Origin of the sequence: Pseudomonas brassicacearum, assembly GCF_009601685.2 — a bacterium.
Taxonomy (GTDB): domain Bacteria; phylum Pseudomonadota; class Gammaproteobacteria; order Pseudomonadales; family Pseudomonadaceae; genus Aquipseudomonas; species Aquipseudomonas kilonensis_B.
In genome coordinates this window covers 5070428-5088804 of the sequence record NZ_CP045701.2, presented here as the reverse complement: position 1 = coordinate 5088804, position 18377 = coordinate 5070428, and the positions used below count along the sequence as shown (strand labels likewise).

The window sequence follows — 18377 nt, the reverse complement described above, 5'->3', positions numbered from 1 at the left end:
TGTAGGAGCTGACGAGTGCAACGAGGCTGCGATCTTGCCCCAGACAATTGAATCTGGAGTGAAAGATCAGAAGATCAGAAGATCAAGATCAAGATCAAGATCAAGATCAAGATCAAGATCAAGATCAAGATCAAGATCAAGATCAAAAGATCGCAGCCTTCGGCAGCTCCTACAGTGTGGTGCCTTAAGGCTGGACGACAGCCCCCGGCACCAACGGCAACTCCAGCGTCGCGATGAACCCGCCGTCGGGATGATTGCCCAGCACCAGGGTGCCGCCATGGCGTTCGGCGGCACGGCGTGCGATGGCCAGGCCCAGGCCGTGACCGGCGGCGGTCTGGCCGGGTGCGCGGTAGAACGGTTCGCCCAATTGCCCCAGGTGTTCGGCCGCAACACCTGGCCCATGGTCGCGCACACTGATCAGGATCCGTTCGCCCTGGCGCGCCGCGCGCATCTCGATCGATTGCCCGGCCGGATTGAAGCGCTGGGCGTTGCGCAGCAGGTTGTCCACCGCGCGCTCGATCATGGTCGGCCAGCCCTTGAGGGTCAGGTCCGCCTCGGTTTCGAGCTGCACGGTTTGTTCCGGTGAGGCCAGTTGCGCATCTTTTTGCAGGGTGACCAGCAAGCCGTTGAGTTCCACCTCTTCGGCGCTGGCGTTGTCGGCATCGACCCGGGCCAACACCAGGATTTCACTGATCAGCGCTTCCAGGCGATCGCATTCGCGGGTCAGGCGCGGCCAGAGCCTTTCACGCTCCTCGGGGCTGGCCCGTTCGGCCAATGCCAGGGCAATGCGCAGCCGGGCCAGGGGCGAGCGCAGTTCATGGGACACGTCGCGCAGCAGTTGTCGCTGGCTGGCGATCAAGCTTTGCAGGCGCGCGCCCATGCGGTTGAAGTCAGTGGCCAGTACGCCGAACTCATCCCGCCGGTTGGCCAGCTTGGCGAGACTGTTCTGCTGATAGGCGGCCTGGCCCAGGTCATGCACTGCGCCGCGCAGGCGACTCAGCGGGCGGGTGATGGAAAGCGTCACCAACAGGCTGAACAATGTCAGCACCACCAGCGCGATCCCTAGCGCACTGATGGGCCAGAGCAGGCTGTCGCGGTGCCAGGCGTCGAGTTCGGGATGGGGGATGCGGTAGATGAACAGATACGTGTCACCGGTTTTTGCACTGGTGAATTCGTCGGTCAGCCGCCGCCAGGGCAGGCGTCGCTCGTTGTTGTTCTGCCTAGCCTCGAAGGCTGCGGCGCGATGTGGGAAGGTGCCGCGCACCACCGGGTCGCCGCTTCCATTGAACACTTGGACGTCGACGTGATACTGGCGCTTGCGCTGTTGCAGGATGTCCTGGGCGGCATCCTCACCCTGGCTTTCGTAGGTTTGTGTCCACTCTTCGGGCAGGGTGTTGAGGCCTGGGTGGCGACTGAGGATCCAAGCGTCCTGATTGAGCATGTGGCCCATCAAGAGTGAAAGCCCTGCAACCAGGGCGATGGCCAGCCAGAAACTGGCCAGGATGCGCCAGAACAATGAACGCACGGTAAATCCTCGAAAACAAAGAAAGCCCAACGGCGACTTGCCGTTGGGCTGGGGGCTTCAGTGCATTATTGCGCTTTTTGCGGCTGTTGCGCTTTCCAGGCCTTGAACTCAGCCCACTCGGCGCGACGCTCGGCCTGTTTCTTCTGGATCGCGTCGAACTCTTTCTGTTGCTCAGGCTTCAACAGGCCGCGAATCTGGGCATCGATCTTCTGATGCCGGGCTTGCATTTCGTCCTGCATGGCTTTCTGGTCGGCTGGCGACAGCTTGGCCAGGTACTTGTCTACCAGTTCGCGTTGTTCGTGGCGCTGTTCGCCCATGATCCGGCGAATCTGCTGGCGTTGTTCGCGGCTCAGGTCCAGTTCGCTGTACGGGCCTTTGTCATGCATCATGCCGCCGTGGCGCGGGCCGTCCATCGGACCCATCGGGCCGGCGTCTCCAGGCATGGCCATGGCGACGGTCGGCAGGGCGGCAGCGAACATCAGAGCGATAAGGGTCTTGCGCATGGTGTGTCTCCTTGTCTCATTCCCGGTCAGTTCCGGATGAGTACAGATTACGGAGATCAAGGTCAGCGGCGGTCAGGGGTGGGTAAAGCTTGGGTAAAGACGTTTTGGTGCGGACCTGACAAATCTGCAGGGCCGGACACACAGCCCTGTGGGAGCAAGGCTTGCCCGCGATGAAGATAACGCGGTCTCCAAGGGAACCCAGGCGCCTGCATCGCGAGCAAGCTTTGCTCCCACAGCCCAGCGGCGTAGTGCCCTAAAGGCTGTAGTAGTAACCCCGGCTACGCAGCGCCACGATGCGCGGGCGGCCGTCGGGGTGGGGGCCGATTTTCTTGCGCAGGTTACTCACGTGCATGTCGAGGCTGCGGTCGTACAGGGTCAGCTTGCGGCCCAGGGCGATCTGCGCCAGTTCCTGCTTGTCCAGCGGCTCGCCCGGCTGCTTGAGCAACGCTTCGAGCAGGCGGCTTTCGGAAACGGTGAGGGCCTGTTCCTGTTCATCGATGCTGACCACGCCACGCACCGGGCTGAAGGTCAGGTCACCCAGTTCGATCTGGCTGGACACGGCCGTCGGGTGGCTGCGGCGCAGCACGGCGCGCAGGCGGGCGGTCAGTTCTCGTGGGTCGCAGGGCTTGGCCAGGTAGTCATCGGCGCCCAGTTCCAGGCCGAGGATCCGGTCCAGCGGTTCACCCCGGGCCGACAGCATCAGCACCGGCAGCTCCGGGTGATCGCTACGCAATTGCTTGAGCAGCTCCAGGCCACTGCCGTCGGGCAGCATCACGTCCAGTACCACGGCCGCCGGCGCGGTTTCGGCCAGGGCCCTGCGGGCACTTTGGCCATCGTGACAGGCACGGACCTGAAAACCTTCCTGGCTTAACCAGCTTACGAGGAGCTCGCACAGCTCCTGGTCATCGTCTATCAGTAACAGCTCGCTCATGACTCACTCAATTTAGCCATTGCCGACGTTGTCTACGTCCACCGCTGGCAAAGATACCGCAGAGCAGGGCCAATAGCGCTACCCCGGCACCGATGACAAACCATTGCTGTTGATCGGTCAACAGGCGCGGCAGGGGGCTTGCCTGGGCTTCCTTGAGTTGCAGCTTCAGGCGCTGGTTTTCCTGGCGCAACCGGGCCAGCAAGGCGCTCTCGCGTTCGTTGCCGGCGCTTTGCAATTGCTTGCTCAGTTCTTCGCGCTGGCGTTCGCTGTCTTTCAAGCGTTGCTGCAGTTCGGCGATCTGGCCGCCGGCACTCAGGGACAAAGGCGTCGAATGATTGCCCTCGGTGCTCTCCTCGCCATGGGCGGGTGCCCCGATCGCCAACGTGACCAATAACAGGCACAACGGACCTTTGCGCATTGCAACTCCTGAATTCCAATCGAGATTAGACAGGTTATCGGCAGGCAAACGAGAATAATGAGCAACTGAACGCAATGAGCCGCGAAGGCTCATCGCGCCCGGGGGATTTACGGCATGACTTGCTTGAATGGCTTGACCACGACGCTGGCATAGACGCCGGCCTTAACGAACGGGTCGGCCTCGGCCCAGGCTTGTGCAGCGGCCAGGGAGTCGAATTCGACCACCATCAGGCTGCCACTGAAACCCGCGGCGCCCGGATCATTGCTGTCCACCGCCGGATGCGGGCCGGCCAGCACTACGCGGCCTTCGGCCTGGAGTTTTTGCAGGCGCTCCAGGTGCGCGGGACGAGCGGCCTGGCGTGTTTCCAGGGAGTTGGCGACGTCGGTAGCAATGATTGCGTAGAGCATGTCAGTCCTCGGTTTTTGGCGTGGTGGGGTCGGCATCATGCAGATGACGGGACAGGTAGATACCCTGGCCAATCAGGAACAACAGCGTCATGCCCAGGCTACCGAAGACCTTGAAGTCGACCCAGTAGGCCTGGAACGTGAACGCAACGAACAGGTTGGCAGCGCCGCAGAACAGGAAAAAAGCGATCCAGGCGATGTTCAGGCGAGTCCAGATCAGGTCCGGCAGGCTCACGGCATGGCCCATGATGCGCTTGATCAGCAGGCGGTCACCGACGAAGTGGCTGCCGATGAAGGCCAGGGCGAACAGCCAGTTGACCACCGGGGCCTTCCATTTGAGGAAGGTTTCGCTGTGGAACGCCAGGGTCAGGCTGCCGAACACGAGGCAGGCGATCAGGGTCAGCCACTGGCTCTTCTCGAGCTTGCGCTGGGACACGAACAGCGCGCCGTAGACCACCAGGGAACTGATGATCAGCACTGCCGTGGCGCTGTAAATACCGCCTACAGTCAAGGAATGACCGGCGATGTCGACGGCCCGGGGATCAAGTTTGTAGACGATGAAAAACAGCAGGAGCGGGATGAAGTCGATGAATTGTTTCACAGTGGCAGCCAGAAGCAGGATGTGGCGGCATAATAACAAACATCCTTGGCCGCGATAGGGCCAGCTGATTTGAGGTAACAAACTCTCGTGAATGTTGATTTGCACTGCCATAGCACGGCCTCCGATGGCGCCCTGGCGCCTGCGGTTCTGGTGGCGCGGGCGTTCGAGCACGGCGTGCGAGTCCTGGCCCTGACCGATCACGACACCCTTGAAGGCCTCGACGAGGCCCGCAGTGCCGCCACGGCGCTGGGCATGCAGCTGGTCAACGGGGTCGAGTTGTCCTGTACCTGGGGTGGGGCAACCATCCACGTACTGGGCTACGGTTTTGATGTGAATGCCCCGGCGCTGGTCCGGGCCATCGCCGACCTGCGCGATGGTCGCTGGCTACGCTCCGAGGAGATCAGCCGCAAGCTGGCCCTCAAGGGCATGCCCGGTGCACTGGACGGCGCCCGGCAGCTCCAGCAGGCGCTGGGCGACAGCGGCAACGCACCGGCCCGGCCACACTTTGCCGACTGGATGGTGCGCGAAGGGTTCGTCAAGGACCGCGCCGAAGCGTTTCGCAAATGGCTGGGGGCCGGCAAGCTGGGGGACGTCAAGCAGCATTGGCCGACGCTGGAAGAAACTGTCGAAACCTTGCGGGCCGCTGGTGCCTGGGTCAGCCTGGCGCATCCGTGGCACTATGACTTCACCCGCAGCAAGCGCCGCCGCCTGGTCGCCGACTATATTCAAGCAGGGGGCCACGCCATCGAGGTGGTCAATGGCCATCAGCCGGCCGAGCAGGTCGGCAGCCTGGCGATCCTGGCCCGTGAGTTCGGTCTGCTGGTCACCGCCGGCAGTGATTTCCATGGCCCTGGGGGCTGGTCCGAGATCGGCGAATACCGCCCGTTGCCGGAAGATCTGCCACCACTATGGTGTAGATTCAAACATGATCCCGTTACCGCCGCCGTCTGAACAGGTAGAACACGTGAGTCAATTTTTCCAGATTCATCCGGAAAACCCGCAAGCGCGCCTGATCAAACAGGCCGTGGAAATCATTCGTGGCGGTGGCGTGGTGGTCTATCCCACCGACTCGTCCTACGCCATTGGTTGCCAGATCGGCGACAAGAATGCCGTGGAGCGGGTAAGACGCCTGCGTCAACTGGACGACAAGCACAACTTCGCGCTCATCTGCAGCGACCTGTCGCAGTTGGGCCTGTTCGCCAAGATCGACACCGGCACCTTCCGCCTGCTCAAGGCGCATTTGCCGGGGCCGTACACCTTCATTCTCAATGCCACGCGGGAAGTCCCACGGCTGTTGCTGCACCCGAAAAAACGCACCATCGGCCTGCGGGTGCCAAGCCATCCCATTGCCCTGGCGCTGCTGGCAGAACTGGGTGAGCCGCTGATGAGCGTGACGCTGATCATGCCCGGCGAGACCGAGCCGCTGACCGATCCCTATGAGATGCGCCAGATCCTCGAGCATCAGGTGGACCTGATCATCGACGGCGGTTTTGGCGGCATGTCGGCGTCTACGGTGATCAACCTGGCCGATGGCGAGCCCCAGGTGGTGCGTGTTGGTTGTGGCGATCCGACGCCGTTCATGGTCGAGGCCTGAATGTCCGCCGCGGAAACCGCCGTGGACAGCGCAGACAGCCAGGCCGGCGCGCAGCAGGAGCTGCCGTTCGCCATGGTCTATGGCCAGGCGGTCATGGAAATGCCCCTGGACCTGTACATTCCGCCAGATGCGCTGGAAGTGTTCCTCGAAGCCTTCGAGGGCCCGCTTGACCTGCTGCTGTACCTGATCCGCAAACAGAACATCAACATCCTCGACATCCCCGTGGCGGAAATCACTCGCCAGTACATGGGCTATGTCGAGTTGATGCAGTCGGTGCGCCTGGAGCTGGCGGCCGAGTACCTGGTGATGGCGGCCATGCTGGCCGAGATCAAATCGCGGATGCTGCTGCCGCGCTCGGCTGAGGTCGAAGCGGAAGAAGACGACCCGCGGGCCGAGCTGATCCGCCGCTTGCAGGAGTACGAGCGCTTCAAGGTCGCAGCCGAAGGCCTCGATGGCTTGAACCGGGTCGGGCGCGACGTGGTGGTGCCCAAGCTCGATGCCCCCGAGGCGCGGGCGCGCAAGTTGCTGCCGGATGTGAGCCTGGAAGAGTTGCTGATGTCCATGGCCGAGGTTCTGCGCCGGGGCGATATGTTTGAAAGTCACCAGGTCAGCCGCGAAGCGCTGTCCACCCGCGAGCGCATGAGCGATGTGCTGGAGCGGCTCAAGGGCGGCGGTTTCGTGCCGTTCGTCGAGCTGTTCACCGCCGAGGAAGGGCGCTTGGGGGTCGTCGTGACGTTTATGGCGGTCCTGGAATTGGTTAAGGAATCCTTGGTCGAGCTGGTGCAGAATGAGCCGTTCGCAGCGATCCACGTGCGGGCACGAGCCGAATAACGAGCAAATCAATGAATCTGACTGAACCCCGCGAGCTGGCCCCCTTGCTTGAAGCTTTCCTGTTGGCCTCGGGAAAGCCGCAATCGATGGAGCGCCTGTTCGAACTCTTCGAAGAAGGCGAGCGGCCTGAGCCGGCCGTGTTCAAGAAAGCCCTGACACTCTTGGGCAAATCCTGCGAGGGGCGGGCTTTCGAGCTCAAGGAAGTGGCGTCCGGTTATCGCCTGCAGATCCGCGAGAAGTTCGCGCCATGGGTCGGGCGCCTGTGGGAGGAGCGGCCGCAGCGCTACTCCCGCGCCATGCTCGAAACCATGGCGTTGATTGCCTATCGCCAACCGATCACCCGCGGCGAGATCGAGGATGTGCGGGGCGTGGCGGTCAACAGTCATATCGTCAAGACGCTGTTGGAGCGTGAGTGGATCCGCGTCGTCGGCTATCGCGATGTGCCGGGCAAACCGGCGATGTTCGCCACCACCAAGGCCTTTCTCGATCACTTCAACCTCAAGAACCTGGACGACCTGCCGCCGCTGGCCGAACTGCGGGAGCTGGAACCCGAACCGATGCTGGAGTTCGACGACGCCCCGGTGCCCCAGGGCCTGCAGGAGCTGGCCGACGCCAGTGCCGAGCCGGAGGAGCCGAAGGAAGAGACCAGCTTCCACTCTTTGTTGCTGGAGCTGGACACCATGGAGGAGGGCTTGAAGACCGATTTCGACGACCTGCTGCGTGAGGGGCCGGAGCCTGACAGCGAGACGGATGAGTTGCCGGAGCCCGACAGCGAGTCGGAACCCGAGCCTGAGCCTGAGCCTGAGCCGGAAGAGGACATCCTTGGTGTTGCCCAAGCCCGGGAAAAACTGCTGGCCGCTGTCGCCGCCCTCCAGCCGCCGGAACCCGAACTGAGCGACGAAGAAGCCGAAGCCCGGGCCTTGGCCGAAGCGATCGAGAACGAACGGCGCCAGTTCGACGATTGATTGATACACCGCGCTCACATTAAGTAGATGGGCGCCACCGGTCGGCGGAAAAAGTGTCGGGCGCTGGTTGATCAGCTAGTCTCTGATGCGCAATCGCCTCAACGAGCGTATGATTCGCGACCCTTTGGCGATCCCTTCGTCGAAGACCCGTTTTCAAAGCGTCAGGCCAAGCCTGGCTCGACCACACCGGGAGGTGCCCAGAATGAAAGACCAAGACCAGAACGACAGCCAGGAAATCGGCCCAGCAGGCGAGAAGCTGCAAAAAGTCCTCGCCCGTATCGGCGTCGGTTCGCGCCGCGATGTAGAAGCCTGGATCACCCAGGGCCGAATCAAGGTCAACGGCAAAGATGCCACCTTGGGCCTGCGTGTCGACATGCACGATGCCATCACCATCGATGGCAAGGTGATCAAGCGCGAAGAGGCCGCCGAAACCGTGCGCCGCGTGATCATGTACAACAAGCCCGACGGCGAGATCTGCACCCGTGACGACCCGGAAGGCCGTCCGACCGTGTTCGACAAGATGCCGCGCCCCAAAGAAGGCCGCTGGATCAACATCGGTCGCCTGGACATCAACACCACCGGTTTGCTGATGTTCACCACCGACGGTGAACTGGCCAACCGCTTGATGCACCCGTCCTACGAAATGGACCGCGAATACGCCGTGCGTGTGCGTGGCGAAGTCGACGACGAGATGATCGAGCGTCTCAAGGCCGGCGTTGTGCTGGAAGACGGCCCGGCGCGTTTCACCGACATCAAGCAGGCACCGGGTGGCGAAGGCTTCAACCACTGGTACCACTGCGTGGTGATGGAAGGCCGTAACCGGGAAGTACGTCGCCTGTGGGAATCCCAGGGGCTGGTGGTCAGCCGCCTCAAGCGTGTGCGTTTCGGCCCGGTGTTTCTCAATTCCGACCTGCCGATGGGCCGCTGGCGCGAAATGAGCCAGTACGAAGTCGACATCCTGGCGGCCGAAGTGGGCCTCAAGCCGGTGGCAATGCCGCAGATGACCGCCAAGAGCAAGGACAAGCTGGAGCGGATGCAGCGTAAATCCTCGCGCCCGATGGGCAAGACCGAGCGCGTGCGTACGCTGCGTCCGGCTGCCGAAGGCGCGCCGATTGGTCCGCGCCCTTCGCGCGAGCCGCAGATCGAAGGCGAACGCCCGGCCCGCAAGCCTGCCCCGCGTCAGGACGGCGAGCGTGGTCCACGCTCGCCGCGTCCGGCCAACGGTCGGACTGAACGGGGTGAAGGGCGCGGTGCTCCGGCTGGCCGCGGTACGCCAGTCGCCGATCGTCCGGTCGACACCAAGCGTCCGGCCAAGCCTGCGCCGAAAAAGCGCCCGGGTATCGTCCTGGCCGATCGCGATGCGCCATCGGGTAAACGCCGTGGTGCACCGGCAGGTTCGGGTCAGCGTCCGGGGTTTGGGCGTCGCAAGCCGGAGTGATCGGCAGCCGCCCATGAAAAACGCCAACCTTCGGGTTGGCGTTTTTTTTTGAGCTGGCTTTAGTGATGGGGCGCAGGTGAGTCCGCCTTCGCGAGCAAGCCCGCTCCCACATTCGACCTTCAGTGGGCATAGCATTTGTGATCACTGGCGATCCAGTGTGGGAGCGGGCTTGCTCGCGAAGAGGCCAGCAGGCTCACCACCTCCCCTCAGGTTGCCCCTAAAGCACAAACCGCCCATCGAACATCGGCTCATTATCCAGCGCCAACACCCCTTTCTCGAAAATCAGATCCAGGTGATGGCTGCCCTTGGCCCCGCCGCCGAGCCCCAGGTGCAGGCCGCAATGGCGCTCCTCGAAACCGGCATTGCGGGCGTACAGGCTCTTGACCCCTTCGTTGGTGCCAATCCCCAGTTCCTCGATGCGGCGGTTGGACGGGTTGGCGTCCAGGTATTTGTTGAAATCGTGTTCCAGGCCCGGCACGTCGGTGGCGATTTTCTGGATGGTAGAGTCTTCGATCCACAGTTCCAGCGGCGATTGCAGCACGCCGTATTTGCGCGCGAACGGGATGGTGCTCAGGAAGGTGCCGACGAAATTCACCCGGCCATTGATGGTGTCGCTGTGGGTGGCGATTTCACCGGGGGCCAGGTCGTAGTTGCCGAGGCCGTTGATGTCGGTCCATTTCTTCACGCTGCCCAGGGCGGTGTCGAAATATGAACCATGGTCATCCTGGTAACTCAGGGTCGTCGCCTGGGACATGCGCCGGATCAGGTGACTGTTGAGCCCGGCGATACGCTGGGGAATCACGCTGAAGGTGTCGTAGAAGTAGTCGCCGTAGTCCTTGAACAGCAGCGATTTCTTCCAGTTGTCAGCCATCACGCCTTGCAGTGCGCGGACAAAGTCCGGGCCGTCGGGGCGCGGGTTGGGCAGGGTGGAAGAGTCGTAGAAGAAAATATACAGATCGCTGTCGGCAATGGCCTTGGACAGGCGTTCCGTGGGTTCAAGGTCCAGGCGCATGGCGCTGAACCGGAAGGGCGAGCCGCTGCCCGCCTGTTCGGCAATGGCGCCGGTCAGCGCTTCGTAGTCAGCGGTATGGCCGAGCAACACCTTGGCGGGCTGGATGCCGGCCAGGGCGGGATGGTGTTCGAGGTAGTAAAGGAAATGTGAGATGGCTCGTTGTGTGTCCATGCTTATTCTTCCCTGACAAGTTCATTAAACGTCCCTGACAACCGGCATGAGTGGCGGAGTCGACCGGCCGGATCGCCTCCGCCGGGCAGTGCCTACAGAGGCCACATCGCCGTGCCGAATGGAACGACGGCGTCGGCCTGCATCATTTCAACGGCGGCTTCATGGGTTGGGGCTTCAAACCATTCGTCCAGTTGCAGTTCGGTTTCCAAGTCTTTGTCCAGTGCTTGCATAGTGAATCTCCTAGATGACTTTTACGGAAAGTTGCGGCTCGATTCGGCGAATGCAAACAGGCCGGCGACGGCACCGCAGAACTTGTCGGCACGATGCCTTGGCAAGTCGATGAAAACCTAGTCGAGGGTTTTTTGGATTGCAAAAAAATAATTTTGTTTTTTTTGTTTGAACTTTTTGTTCCATTTTCAGCGACACCATTACCCATTCAAAAACAGCCGCCTGGGTGTTTTTTTAAATAGGTAGCTACCTACCGTCAATTTGCAGTCAATCCGCAAAAGATGGCTGCATGGCAACTCTGCGTTACGGCTTGTAAAGAAATGCTGACGAAAAATGCCCGTCGAGATGGCCGCAAACCCGGTTCCTCCGGGATGTAAGGAAAAGCTTCCGCGAAGCCTGCCCAGGCGGGCTTTCCAAGGCTCTGCCCCGCTTGTTTCCAATCGACCAGAAGGGTGAGATGCGCCCCATGCCTGTCGTGCAGGTGAATAACAAAAAGGAGGCGCAATGAACGCCGCAGCTCAGTTCCATTCCCCCCGTCGTGGCGTTTTTCGCGCTACACCCATCGAGGGCTCGCAAGGGCCTGGACATATTTTTGCAGCCGCCGCGCATGGTCTGGGCGGACACAGGCAATCCCGGCAAAGGGCACGCTGATCCGGTGGTGTCTGGCAGCAGGGGGGCAGCGGTGTACAATGCGCCGCGTTTTACTGTGACCCTTCGCGTACCCACGCACTTTCAAGGTTATCCGCCTTGTTCACTCCGCCACGCCACAAGCGTGTCGGGTTCGATTTCGTCACAGATAAAAACAAACAGGTGACGCATGACCGTTGTAAAAACGCTGAATTCCTGGTGCCTGCGCTGGGGTTTGATCGGCGCTGCTTGAGATCCGATTCGAGCGGCAACGTCTAACGAACATCATCAAACCTTGCGTGAGACCCTTTTCATGAGTGGACAAAACTCGCATTCGGGCGAGCTGAAACGCGGCCTGAAAAATCGCCACATTCAACTGATCGCCCTCGGTGGCGCGATCGGCACCGGCCTGTTCCTTGGCTCGGCGGGGGTGCTGAAATCAGCTGGCCCGTCGATGATCCTGGGCTATGCCATCTGCGGCTTCATCGCCTTCATGATCATGCGCCAGTTGGGCGAAATGATCGTCGAAGAGCCGGTGGCCGGTTCGTTCAGCCACTTTGCCCATAAGTACTGGGGCGGTTTCGCCGGCTTCCTGTCGGGTTGGAACTGCTGGATTCTCTACATCCTGGTGGGCATGTCCGAGCTGACTGCGGTTGGCAAGTACATCCACTACTGGGCGCCGGACATCCCGACCTGGGTTTCGGCGGCAGCGTTTTTCGTGCTGATCAACGCCATCAACCTGGCCAACGTCAAAGTCTTCGGCGAGGCCGAGTTCTGGTTCGCGATCATCAAGGTCGTGGCGATTGTCGGCATGATTGCCCTGGGCAGCTATCTGCTGGTCAGCGGCAATGGTGGTCCGCAAGCTTCGGTGACGAACCTGTGGGCCCACGGTGGATTCTTCCCCAACGGCGTGAGTGGCCTGGTGATGGCCATGGCGATCATCATGTTTTCCTTCGGTGGCCTGGAAATGCTCGGTTTCACCGCCGCCGAGGCTGACAAACCGAAAACCGTGATCCCCAAGGCCATCAACCAGGTGATCTACCGGATCCTGATTTTCTACATCGGCGCGCTCGTGGTGCTGTTGTCCCTGACCCCTTGGGACAGCCTGCTGACCACGCTCAACGCTTCCGGCGATGCCTACAGCGGCAGCCCGTTCGTGCAGGTGTTCTCGATGCTGGGCAGCAACACCGCGGCGCATATCCTCAACTTCGTGGTGCTGACCGCCGCGCTGTCGGTGTACAACAGTGGCACCTACTGCAACAGCCGCATGTTGCTGGGCATGGCCGAGCAGGGCGATGCGCCCAAGGCCTTGTCCAAGATCGACAAGCGCGGCGTGCCGGTGCGTTCGATCCTTGCGTCGGCGGCGGTCACGCTGGTGGCGGTATTGTTGAACTACCTGGTCCCGCAGCATGCGCTGGAGTTGCTGATGTCGCTGGTGGTCGCGACCCTGGTGATCAACTGGGCGATGATCAGCTACTCGCACTTCAAGTTCCGCCAGCACATGAACCAGACCCGCCAGACGCCGCTGTTCAAGGCGCTGTGGTACCCGTACGGCAACTACATCTGCCTGGCGTTCGTGGTGTTCATCCTGGGCGTGATGTTGTTGATTCCCGGCATCCAGATATCGGTCTATGCGATTCCGGTGTGGGTGGTGTTCATGGCTGTGTGCTATTGGATCAAGAACAAGCGCAGTGCCCGGCATGAATTGGCTGTGGCGGCTGCCACCAAGTAAGCAAGCCTGAAATACAACAAACCCGGCCAAGTGCCGGGTTTGTCGTTCAAGAAGGTACAAAACCTGTGTGAACACGGTCTGTGGGAGCAAGCCTTGCTCCCACAGACGTCTCCATAGGTCAGGCTCTCACAAGCCTCATCCCAGCGGTTTCGGTTATCCTGTGGGTCCTGATACCGGACACTTTCCATGCTGGCGATTTCCAACACCGTGCACATCCCGGACGCCGAGATCGAGCTGACGGCCATCCGCGCCCAGGGGGCCGGTGGGCAGAACGTCAACAAGGTCTCCAGTGCCGTGCATTTGCGCTTCGATATTCCGGCCTCGTCGCTGCCCGAGTTCTACAAGGAGCGGCTGCTGGCCCTGCGCGACAGTCGCATTACCAGCGACGGTGTATTGATCATCAAGGCCCAGCAATACCGCACGCAGGAACAGAACCGCGCCGATGCCCTGGAGCGCCTGACCGAACTGATCCTCAGCGCCACCAAGGTCGAAAAGAAGCGCCGCCCGACCAAGCCGACCCTGGGTTCGAAAAAGCGTCGCCTGGAATCCAAGACCAAGCGTGGCTCGATCAAGGCCGGGCGCGGCAAGGTGGACTTCTAGCCTTTCTCCCGTTCCTGGCGATGCCTCGGCGCCTGTCGGTACAGGTAGACGCTCAATGCCAACCCGCCCAGGGCCGCCAGTGCGGCGAACAGAAAGATCGAGGCAAAGCCGAAACCCGCGGCAATCGCACCGGCCAGCGGTCCGGTGATCCCCAGCGACAAATCAATGAACAGCGAATAAGCGCCCACCGCCGCCCCGCGGCTGGAGGCCGGCACCAGGTTGACCGCTTCCACGCCCAGCGCCGGAAACACCAGAGAGAAGCCGAAACCGCTCAACGCCGCGCCCGCCAGGGCCCAATGGGCATCCGGTGCAAGCCACAGCAGCAACAGCCCCAGGGTTTCCACCGACAGGCAAGCAATCGCCACACGAAAGCCGCCCAGACGGTTGATCAGGTTGCCGAACAGCAGGCGCGCTCCGATGAAGCTGGCGCCGAACAGGCTCAGGCACAGCACCGCGTTATCCCAGTGCTGCGTGGCGTAGTACAGGGTGATGAAGGTCGCGATGGTGCCAAACCCGATGGAGCCCAGCGCCAGGCCGCAGCCGTGTGGCAGCACGCGCCCCAGCACGTGCATGAATGGCAGGCGTTCGCCAGTGACGATGGGCGCGGCGGTTTTGCGCCAGGCCAATGCCAACCCCAGCAAACCGAGCAAGATAATGCTCACGCCCATGCTCCACAGCCCTAGCGCATTGACCAGCCACACCCCCAGCGGCGCGCCAATCGCCAGCGCGCCGTAACTGGCGATACCGTTCCAGGAAATCACCTTGGCGGTATTCGCCGCGCCGACCCGGCCAATGCCCCAGCCAATCGAACCGGAGCCCACCAGGCTTTCCGCGCTGCCGAGCACCAGGCGACCGATCAGCAGGCTGATCAGACTGAACGTTGGCAGGTGCGGTGTCCAGGCAGACACCAGCATGAACACGCCGCTCAGGCCGCAGCCGGCGAGGCCGAACATCACCGCGCGCTTGCTCCCCAGGTTATCGATGATTCGCCCTGCGTAAGGACGACTGAGCAGGGTGGCCAGGTATTGCACGCTGATCACCAACCCGGCGATCACTGCGCCGAAGCCCAGTTCGCCGTGGACGAACCCGGGCAGCACGGCCAGGGGAATGCCGATATTGAGGTAGCCGATGAAGGTGAACAGGACGATGGAAACGACTTGCAGCGTGACCGCCAGGGGGCGCTGGGAATCTGACATGGGAAGAGGTCCACGGAGCAGCAGGATAGATAGGCTGCTTATGATAACGGCGACCGTGGGCCCAGGGCGGGGAAAAGTAAAACTATTTGCCCAATGGTGGCTCAGCTGTCGTTCTGATCGCTGACCAGGCGTGTGGTCACCAGCGCGGCGATGGCGTTTTCTTCGCTGCCAAAGCGCGCCAGCAGGGCCGCTTGTTTCTCGGCAGGAAGGCGGGTCCAGATCTCGACCATTTTTTCGGCAGTGCCGATCAGCACGCTGGCCTGGGCTTCGCTGAAGGGAGGGGTGTCATCGGTCATGGAGGGCTCGGGATTCAGGCAGTGTGGAAAGCGCATCTTAGCGCTTTCCACACGGTCTGGTGGTGCGGGTCAATCAGTCTTCGCTGTCGGCCTGGCGGCGTTCAGTAGCTTCTTTGGGCTCGGGTTGCTGGGCGTCGGATTGGCCCCCGGCTTGTAGCGTGGTCGTCTGCTCAGTGTCGTGCAGGCTTGGGAAGGGGAGATTAGGGATCTCGTGCATATCGCGCTCCTCGCAAAGTCTGTGGATAGATCTGGTAGATCCGCGCTTTTAAAAAGCCTGGGCAGGATACCTCAGGAGAAATGACAAAAAGACTTTTAAATCCCACTGTGCCGACAAAAGGGGTTGTCTGGACAGGTCATGTTCAATAGTCGCCTCGCTTGCGAAATGCCCAGCGGCCAGCAATCAACGTGAAGGTGGCGACCAGCGCCACCAGGATCCAGAAGCCCTCGGGATCGCTGGCCAGCGGCACGCCACCGACGTTCATGCCAAAGAAACCGGCAATGATGTTGATGGGCAACGCCAATACCGTGACCACCGTCAGGGTGAACAGGGTGCGGTTGCTTTGTTCGTTGAGGTTGGCGGCGATTTCTTCCTGGAGCAGTTTGATCCGTTCGCTCAACGCGGTGAGGTCGTTGATGATCAGGGCGAATTCCTCGGTGGATTTGCGCAGTTCCTTGACATCTTCTTTCTGCAACCATTGCGGCGGGCGGTTGAGCAGGCGTAGCAATGAGCCCGGCTCCAAGGCCAGCAAGCGCTGCAGGCGCACCAGTACCCGGCGGTTGCTGCCCAGCTCGGCGCGGTTGGTGGACAGCCGCGAGGACAGCAACTGATCTTCGACCTGATCGACGCTCAGGCTGGTCTTGCGCACGATCTGGGTCAGCACTTCGCCTTGGTCGCGCAGCAAGTGCACGAGTAATTCCACTGGCGAGCGAAAGCACTCGCCGGCCTTCACCGACGAGCGCAGCTTGTCGACCGAGTGCAAAGGTTGCAGGCGCGCGCTGACAATCAATCGACTGTGCACGCAAACCCATAAGGTGGAGACATCCGAGGACACCAGGTTGCTGAGGTTGAACACGACATCGTTCACCACGGCCAGCAACGCCGAGTCGACATGCTCGATGCGGGTCGAGCGCGAGCCTTCGTGCAAGGCTTCGAAAAACTCCTGGGGTAGGGCCAGGTGACTTTTCATCCAGCGCTCGCACGCCGCGTGGGCCAGGTTCAGGTGCAGCCAGAGGAACTCATCCGTGTCTTGCGGGTGTTGCAGGCTCCGTAAGGCCTGGGCCGAATCGATCTCCTGGCCGCGCTCGCCGGGGTTGAAACGAAAACCATAAAGCAGGCCGAACAGATCCGGATCGCGGTGGCTTTGATCGATGCTGTGGTTCATGAAATCTCGCTGGCGGGAAGTGCCTGTCGCGGCTACAGGTTCACTTGAACGTCATCTTCGCAAGCTTTCTTGATGGTTTTGTGACAGTTCCCTTCACGCCGCCAAGCGGGTGCTACCGGCGGTCGCCAAGGCTCAAGAATGCCCCAGACAGGCCGATGGTATGTGCATATCCCCCCCGTATTCGGGTTGCGACGCGGTGTGTTGCGGACATGGAGGTCGGGACGTCGTTCCTGTTCTCCTTGCTTAGAGATTGCTCCCCATGATTCTACAAAAATCCCTTCGAGCCCAGATTCTCGCTCTGTTGAGCGGCAGCTTGCTGGCGATGTTGCTGATCGCCTTGGCGTCCTTTCATTTCCTTTCCAATGGTGTCCAGAGCTATCGCAACCTGATCGATGGACCGTTGCGTGCTTCGCAGTTGATCGATGAGGCCAACCTGCAGTTCAAGGTGCAGGTGCAGGAATGGAAAAACGTCCTGCTGCGCGGCAAGCAGCCGGCGGACCTGGATAAATACTGGAAGCAGTTCGAGGAGCGTCAGCGTGATGTCCAAGACATCCTTGGCCAATTGAGCGGGCGTGAGGGTGTGCCGGCGGCAATCAAGACGCGCATCGAGGCCCTGCGCGATGAGCATCATCAGTTGGGCGCTGCCTACCAAAAGGGCCGTGACGCATTTGTCGCCTCCGGTGGCGATGCGGCGGCGGGCGATGCGGCGGTCAAGGGCGTGGACCGCGCGGCCAGTGAGCAAATGAGTACGCTGGTGGTAGAACTGCGCAAGCTGGGCACCGAGCAATCGACGCTGATCAGCGCCAGCGCCGATCGCACGATTATGCTGGGCACCGTGATCATGCTGGTGTCGGGCGTACTGATCGGACTGTTCAGCCTGTGGCTGGTCAATCGCAACCTGGTTCAACCGATCCGTAACCTGATCGACTACGTGACCCGACTCAGTCATGGGCGTTTCGCCGAACGTGTGACGAGCAACCGTCAGGACGAGCTGGGCAACCTGGCAGTAGCGGCCAACACATTGCGCGATTTCCTGGCCGAAACCTTTACTCGCCTGCAACGCAGTGCCACGGAGCTGGACAGTGCCAGCGGTGAGCTCAATGCCATCGCCAGCCTGATGAGCCAGGGCACCAGCGAGCAATTCGAACGCACCGATCAGGTGGCGACGGCGATGAACGAAATGTCCGCCACGGCCCAGGAAGTGGCCCGTCATGCCGCCGACGCGGCGCGGGCAGCCGATGACGCCGATCAATCGGCGCAACAGGGCGAGAAGGTCATGCAGGGGACCATCCACACCATCACCCGGATGCGCGGCGAGATCGCCAACACGGCCACGGTCATCCGTCAGTTGGAAACCGACAGCGGGCGCATCGGCAAGGTGTTGGAGGTGATCCGCGGGATCGCCGAACAGACCAACCTGCTGGCCCTCAATGCTGCCATCGAAGCCGCGCGGGCCGGGGAGGCGGGTCGCGGTTTCGCGGTGGTCGCCGATGAGGTACGCAGCCTGGCACAACGCACGGCCTCGTCTATCATCGAGATCAACCAGATTATCCAGACTGTACAAACGGGGGCGGTGGACGCCGCTCAAGCCATTGAGAGCGGGCAGTCGCGCAGCGAAGAAAGTGTGGAGCAAGTGACCCAGGCCGGTGTGATGCTCGAACGCATCACCCAGGCTGTCGAAGCGATTCGCGACATGAACCGCCAGATCGCCACCGCAGCCGAAGAGCAGACTTCCGTGGCCGAAGACATTTCCCGCAACCTGACTGAAATCACCTGTATTGCCAGCACTAACCTGGACAATGTGCAGCGCACCGAAGCCGCCAGTCGGGATCTGCATGGCTTGTCGGGGCAGTTGAATGAAGTGACGGCGCGGTTGAGTGCCTGACGGTCGTTCGCGACAGTGATGGATAAACGCAAAAGAGC

Annotated in this window: 20 protein-coding genes; 8 read left to right on the top strand and 12 right to left on the bottom strand. The window is 61.4% G+C overall.

From position 1 onward, the window contains the following. Window positions 1–184: 184 nt before the first annotated feature. The 6 genes from GFU70_RS21945 to GFU70_RS21920 all read right to left on the bottom strand — a co-directional run bounded on the left by GFU70_RS21945 (window position 185) and on the right by GFU70_RS21920 (window position 4382). Window positions 185–1525, bottom strand: coding sequence for a sensor histidine kinase (locus tag GFU70_RS21945; RefSeq protein WP_116641452.1), 1341 nt, complete (start codon window positions 1523–1525; stop codon window positions 185–187). Between the two features lie 65 nt (window positions 1526–1590). Next, entirely contained in the window at window positions 1591–2028 is a 438-nt protein-coding gene (locus GFU70_RS21940; RefSeq protein ID WP_058543426.1) for a Spy/CpxP family protein refolding chaperone, read from the bottom strand. A gap of 253 nt (window positions 2029–2281) precedes the next feature. Then, complete coding sequence (locus GFU70_RS21935; RefSeq protein WP_058543427.1) at window positions 2282–2959, bottom strand: response regulator transcription factor; 678 nt, start codon at window positions 2957–2959, stop codon at window positions 2282–2284. A gap of 7 nt (window positions 2960–2966) precedes the next feature. Next, on the bottom strand, window positions 2967–3377 hold the full coding sequence (locus tag GFU70_RS21930; RefSeq protein WP_058543428.1) for a hypothetical protein: 411 nt from the start codon (window positions 3375–3377) through the stop codon (window positions 2967–2969). A gap of 107 nt (window positions 3378–3484) precedes the next feature. After that, a complete protein-coding gene (locus GFU70_RS21925) occupies window positions 3485–3784 on the bottom strand; it encodes a YciI family protein (protein ID WP_058543429.1) in 300 nt (99 codons plus the stop codon). Between the two features lies 1 nt (window position 3785). Next, the gene (locus tag GFU70_RS21920) at window positions 3786–4382 is read right to left on the bottom strand and encodes a septation protein A (RefSeq protein ID WP_058543430.1); all 597 of its coding nucleotides are present in this window, start codon (window positions 4380–4382) and stop codon (window positions 3786–3788) included. Window positions 4383–4469: 87 nt separating this feature from the next. Here GFU70_RS21920 and GFU70_RS21915 point away from each other — a divergent pair, with 87 nt between their 5' ends. The 5 genes from GFU70_RS21915 to rluB all read left to right on the top strand — a co-directional run bounded on the left by GFU70_RS21915 (window position 4470) and on the right by rluB (window position 9210). Continuing rightward, complete coding sequence (locus GFU70_RS21915) at window positions 4470–5333, top strand: PHP domain-containing protein (protein WP_058543431.1); 864 nt, start codon at window positions 4470–4472, stop codon at window positions 5331–5333. 13 nt (window positions 5334–5346) lie between these two features. Then, complete coding sequence (locus GFU70_RS21910; RefSeq protein ID WP_053124883.1) at window positions 5347–5976, top strand: L-threonylcarbamoyladenylate synthase; 630 nt, start codon at window positions 5347–5349, stop codon at window positions 5974–5976. 132 nt (window positions 5977–6108) lie between these two features. Further along, window positions 6109–6807: a segregation and condensation protein A gene (locus tag GFU70_RS21905; RefSeq protein WP_165826070.1), complete on the top strand. Its 699-nt coding sequence runs from the start codon at window positions 6109–6111 to the stop codon at window positions 6805–6807. Between the two features lie 11 nt (window positions 6808–6818). Next, a complete protein-coding gene (gene scpB, locus GFU70_RS21900) occupies window positions 6819–7772 on the top strand; it encodes an SMC-Scp complex subunit ScpB (RefSeq protein ID WP_058543433.1) in 954 nt (317 codons plus the stop codon). A gap of 202 nt (window positions 7773–7974) precedes the next feature. Beyond that, window positions 7975–9210, top strand: a complete 1236-nt coding sequence (gene rluB / locus GFU70_RS21895; protein WP_058543434.1) for a 23S rRNA pseudouridine(2605) synthase RluB — start codon at window positions 7975–7977, stop codon at window positions 9208–9210. Between the two features lie 217 nt (window positions 9211–9427). On the opposite strand, the gene GFU70_RS21890 is transcribed toward rluB, so the two are convergent. Together GFU70_RS21890 and GFU70_RS21885 are read right to left on the bottom strand one after the other, a co-directional pair. Beyond that, a complete protein-coding gene (locus GFU70_RS21890; protein WP_058543435.1) occupies window positions 9428–10393 on the bottom strand; it encodes a hypothetical protein in 966 nt (321 codons plus the stop codon). 92 nt (window positions 10394–10485) lie between these two features. Continuing rightward, the gene (locus GFU70_RS21885) at window positions 10486–10623 is read right to left on the bottom strand and encodes a hypothetical protein (RefSeq protein ID WP_003178782.1); all 138 of its coding nucleotides are present in this window, start codon (window positions 10621–10623) and stop codon (window positions 10486–10488) included. 938 nt (window positions 10624–11561) lie between these two features. Here GFU70_RS21885 and GFU70_RS21880 point away from each other — a divergent pair. Further along, entirely contained in the window at window positions 11562–12980 is a 1419-nt protein-coding gene (locus GFU70_RS21880) for an amino acid permease (protein WP_116641453.1), read from the top strand. A gap of 186 nt (window positions 12981–13166) precedes the next feature. Further along, window positions 13167–13580 (top strand): alternative ribosome rescue aminoacyl-tRNA hydrolase ArfB, encoded by a 414-nt coding sequence (gene arfB, locus GFU70_RS21875; protein ID WP_013694088.1) that lies wholly within the window; start codon window positions 13167–13169, stop codon window positions 13578–13580. On the opposite strand, the gene GFU70_RS21870 is transcribed toward arfB, so the two are convergent. The 4 genes from GFU70_RS21870 to GFU70_RS21855 form a co-directional block, all read right to left on the bottom strand. After that, window positions 13577–14776, bottom strand: a complete 1200-nt coding sequence (locus GFU70_RS21870) for an MFS transporter (protein ID WP_057452474.1) — start codon at window positions 14774–14776, stop codon at window positions 13577–13579. The genes arfB and GFU70_RS21870 overlap by 4 nt on opposite strands. 101 nt (window positions 14777–14877) lie before the next feature. Beyond that, on the bottom strand, window positions 14878–15108 hold the full coding sequence (locus GFU70_RS21865; RefSeq protein ID WP_081264498.1) for a hypothetical protein: 231 nt from the start codon (window positions 15106–15108) through the stop codon (window positions 14878–14880). 37 nt (window positions 15109–15145) lie between these two features. Further along, window positions 15146–15289, bottom strand: a complete 144-nt coding sequence (locus GFU70_RS21860) for a hypothetical protein (RefSeq protein ID WP_165826009.1) — start codon at window positions 15287–15289, stop codon at window positions 15146–15148. A gap of 142 nt (window positions 15290–15431) precedes the next feature. Beyond that, a complete protein-coding gene (locus GFU70_RS21855; RefSeq protein ID WP_058543438.1) occupies window positions 15432–16454 on the bottom strand; it encodes a transporter in 1023 nt (340 codons plus the stop codon). A gap of 259 nt (window positions 16455–16713) precedes the next feature. Here GFU70_RS21855 and GFU70_RS21850 point away from each other — a divergent pair, with 259 nt between their 5' ends. Further along, entirely contained in the window at window positions 16714–18339 is a 1626-nt protein-coding gene (locus GFU70_RS21850; RefSeq protein ID WP_058543439.1) for a methyl-accepting chemotaxis protein, read from the top strand. Window positions 18340–18377 lie beyond the last annotated feature (38 nt).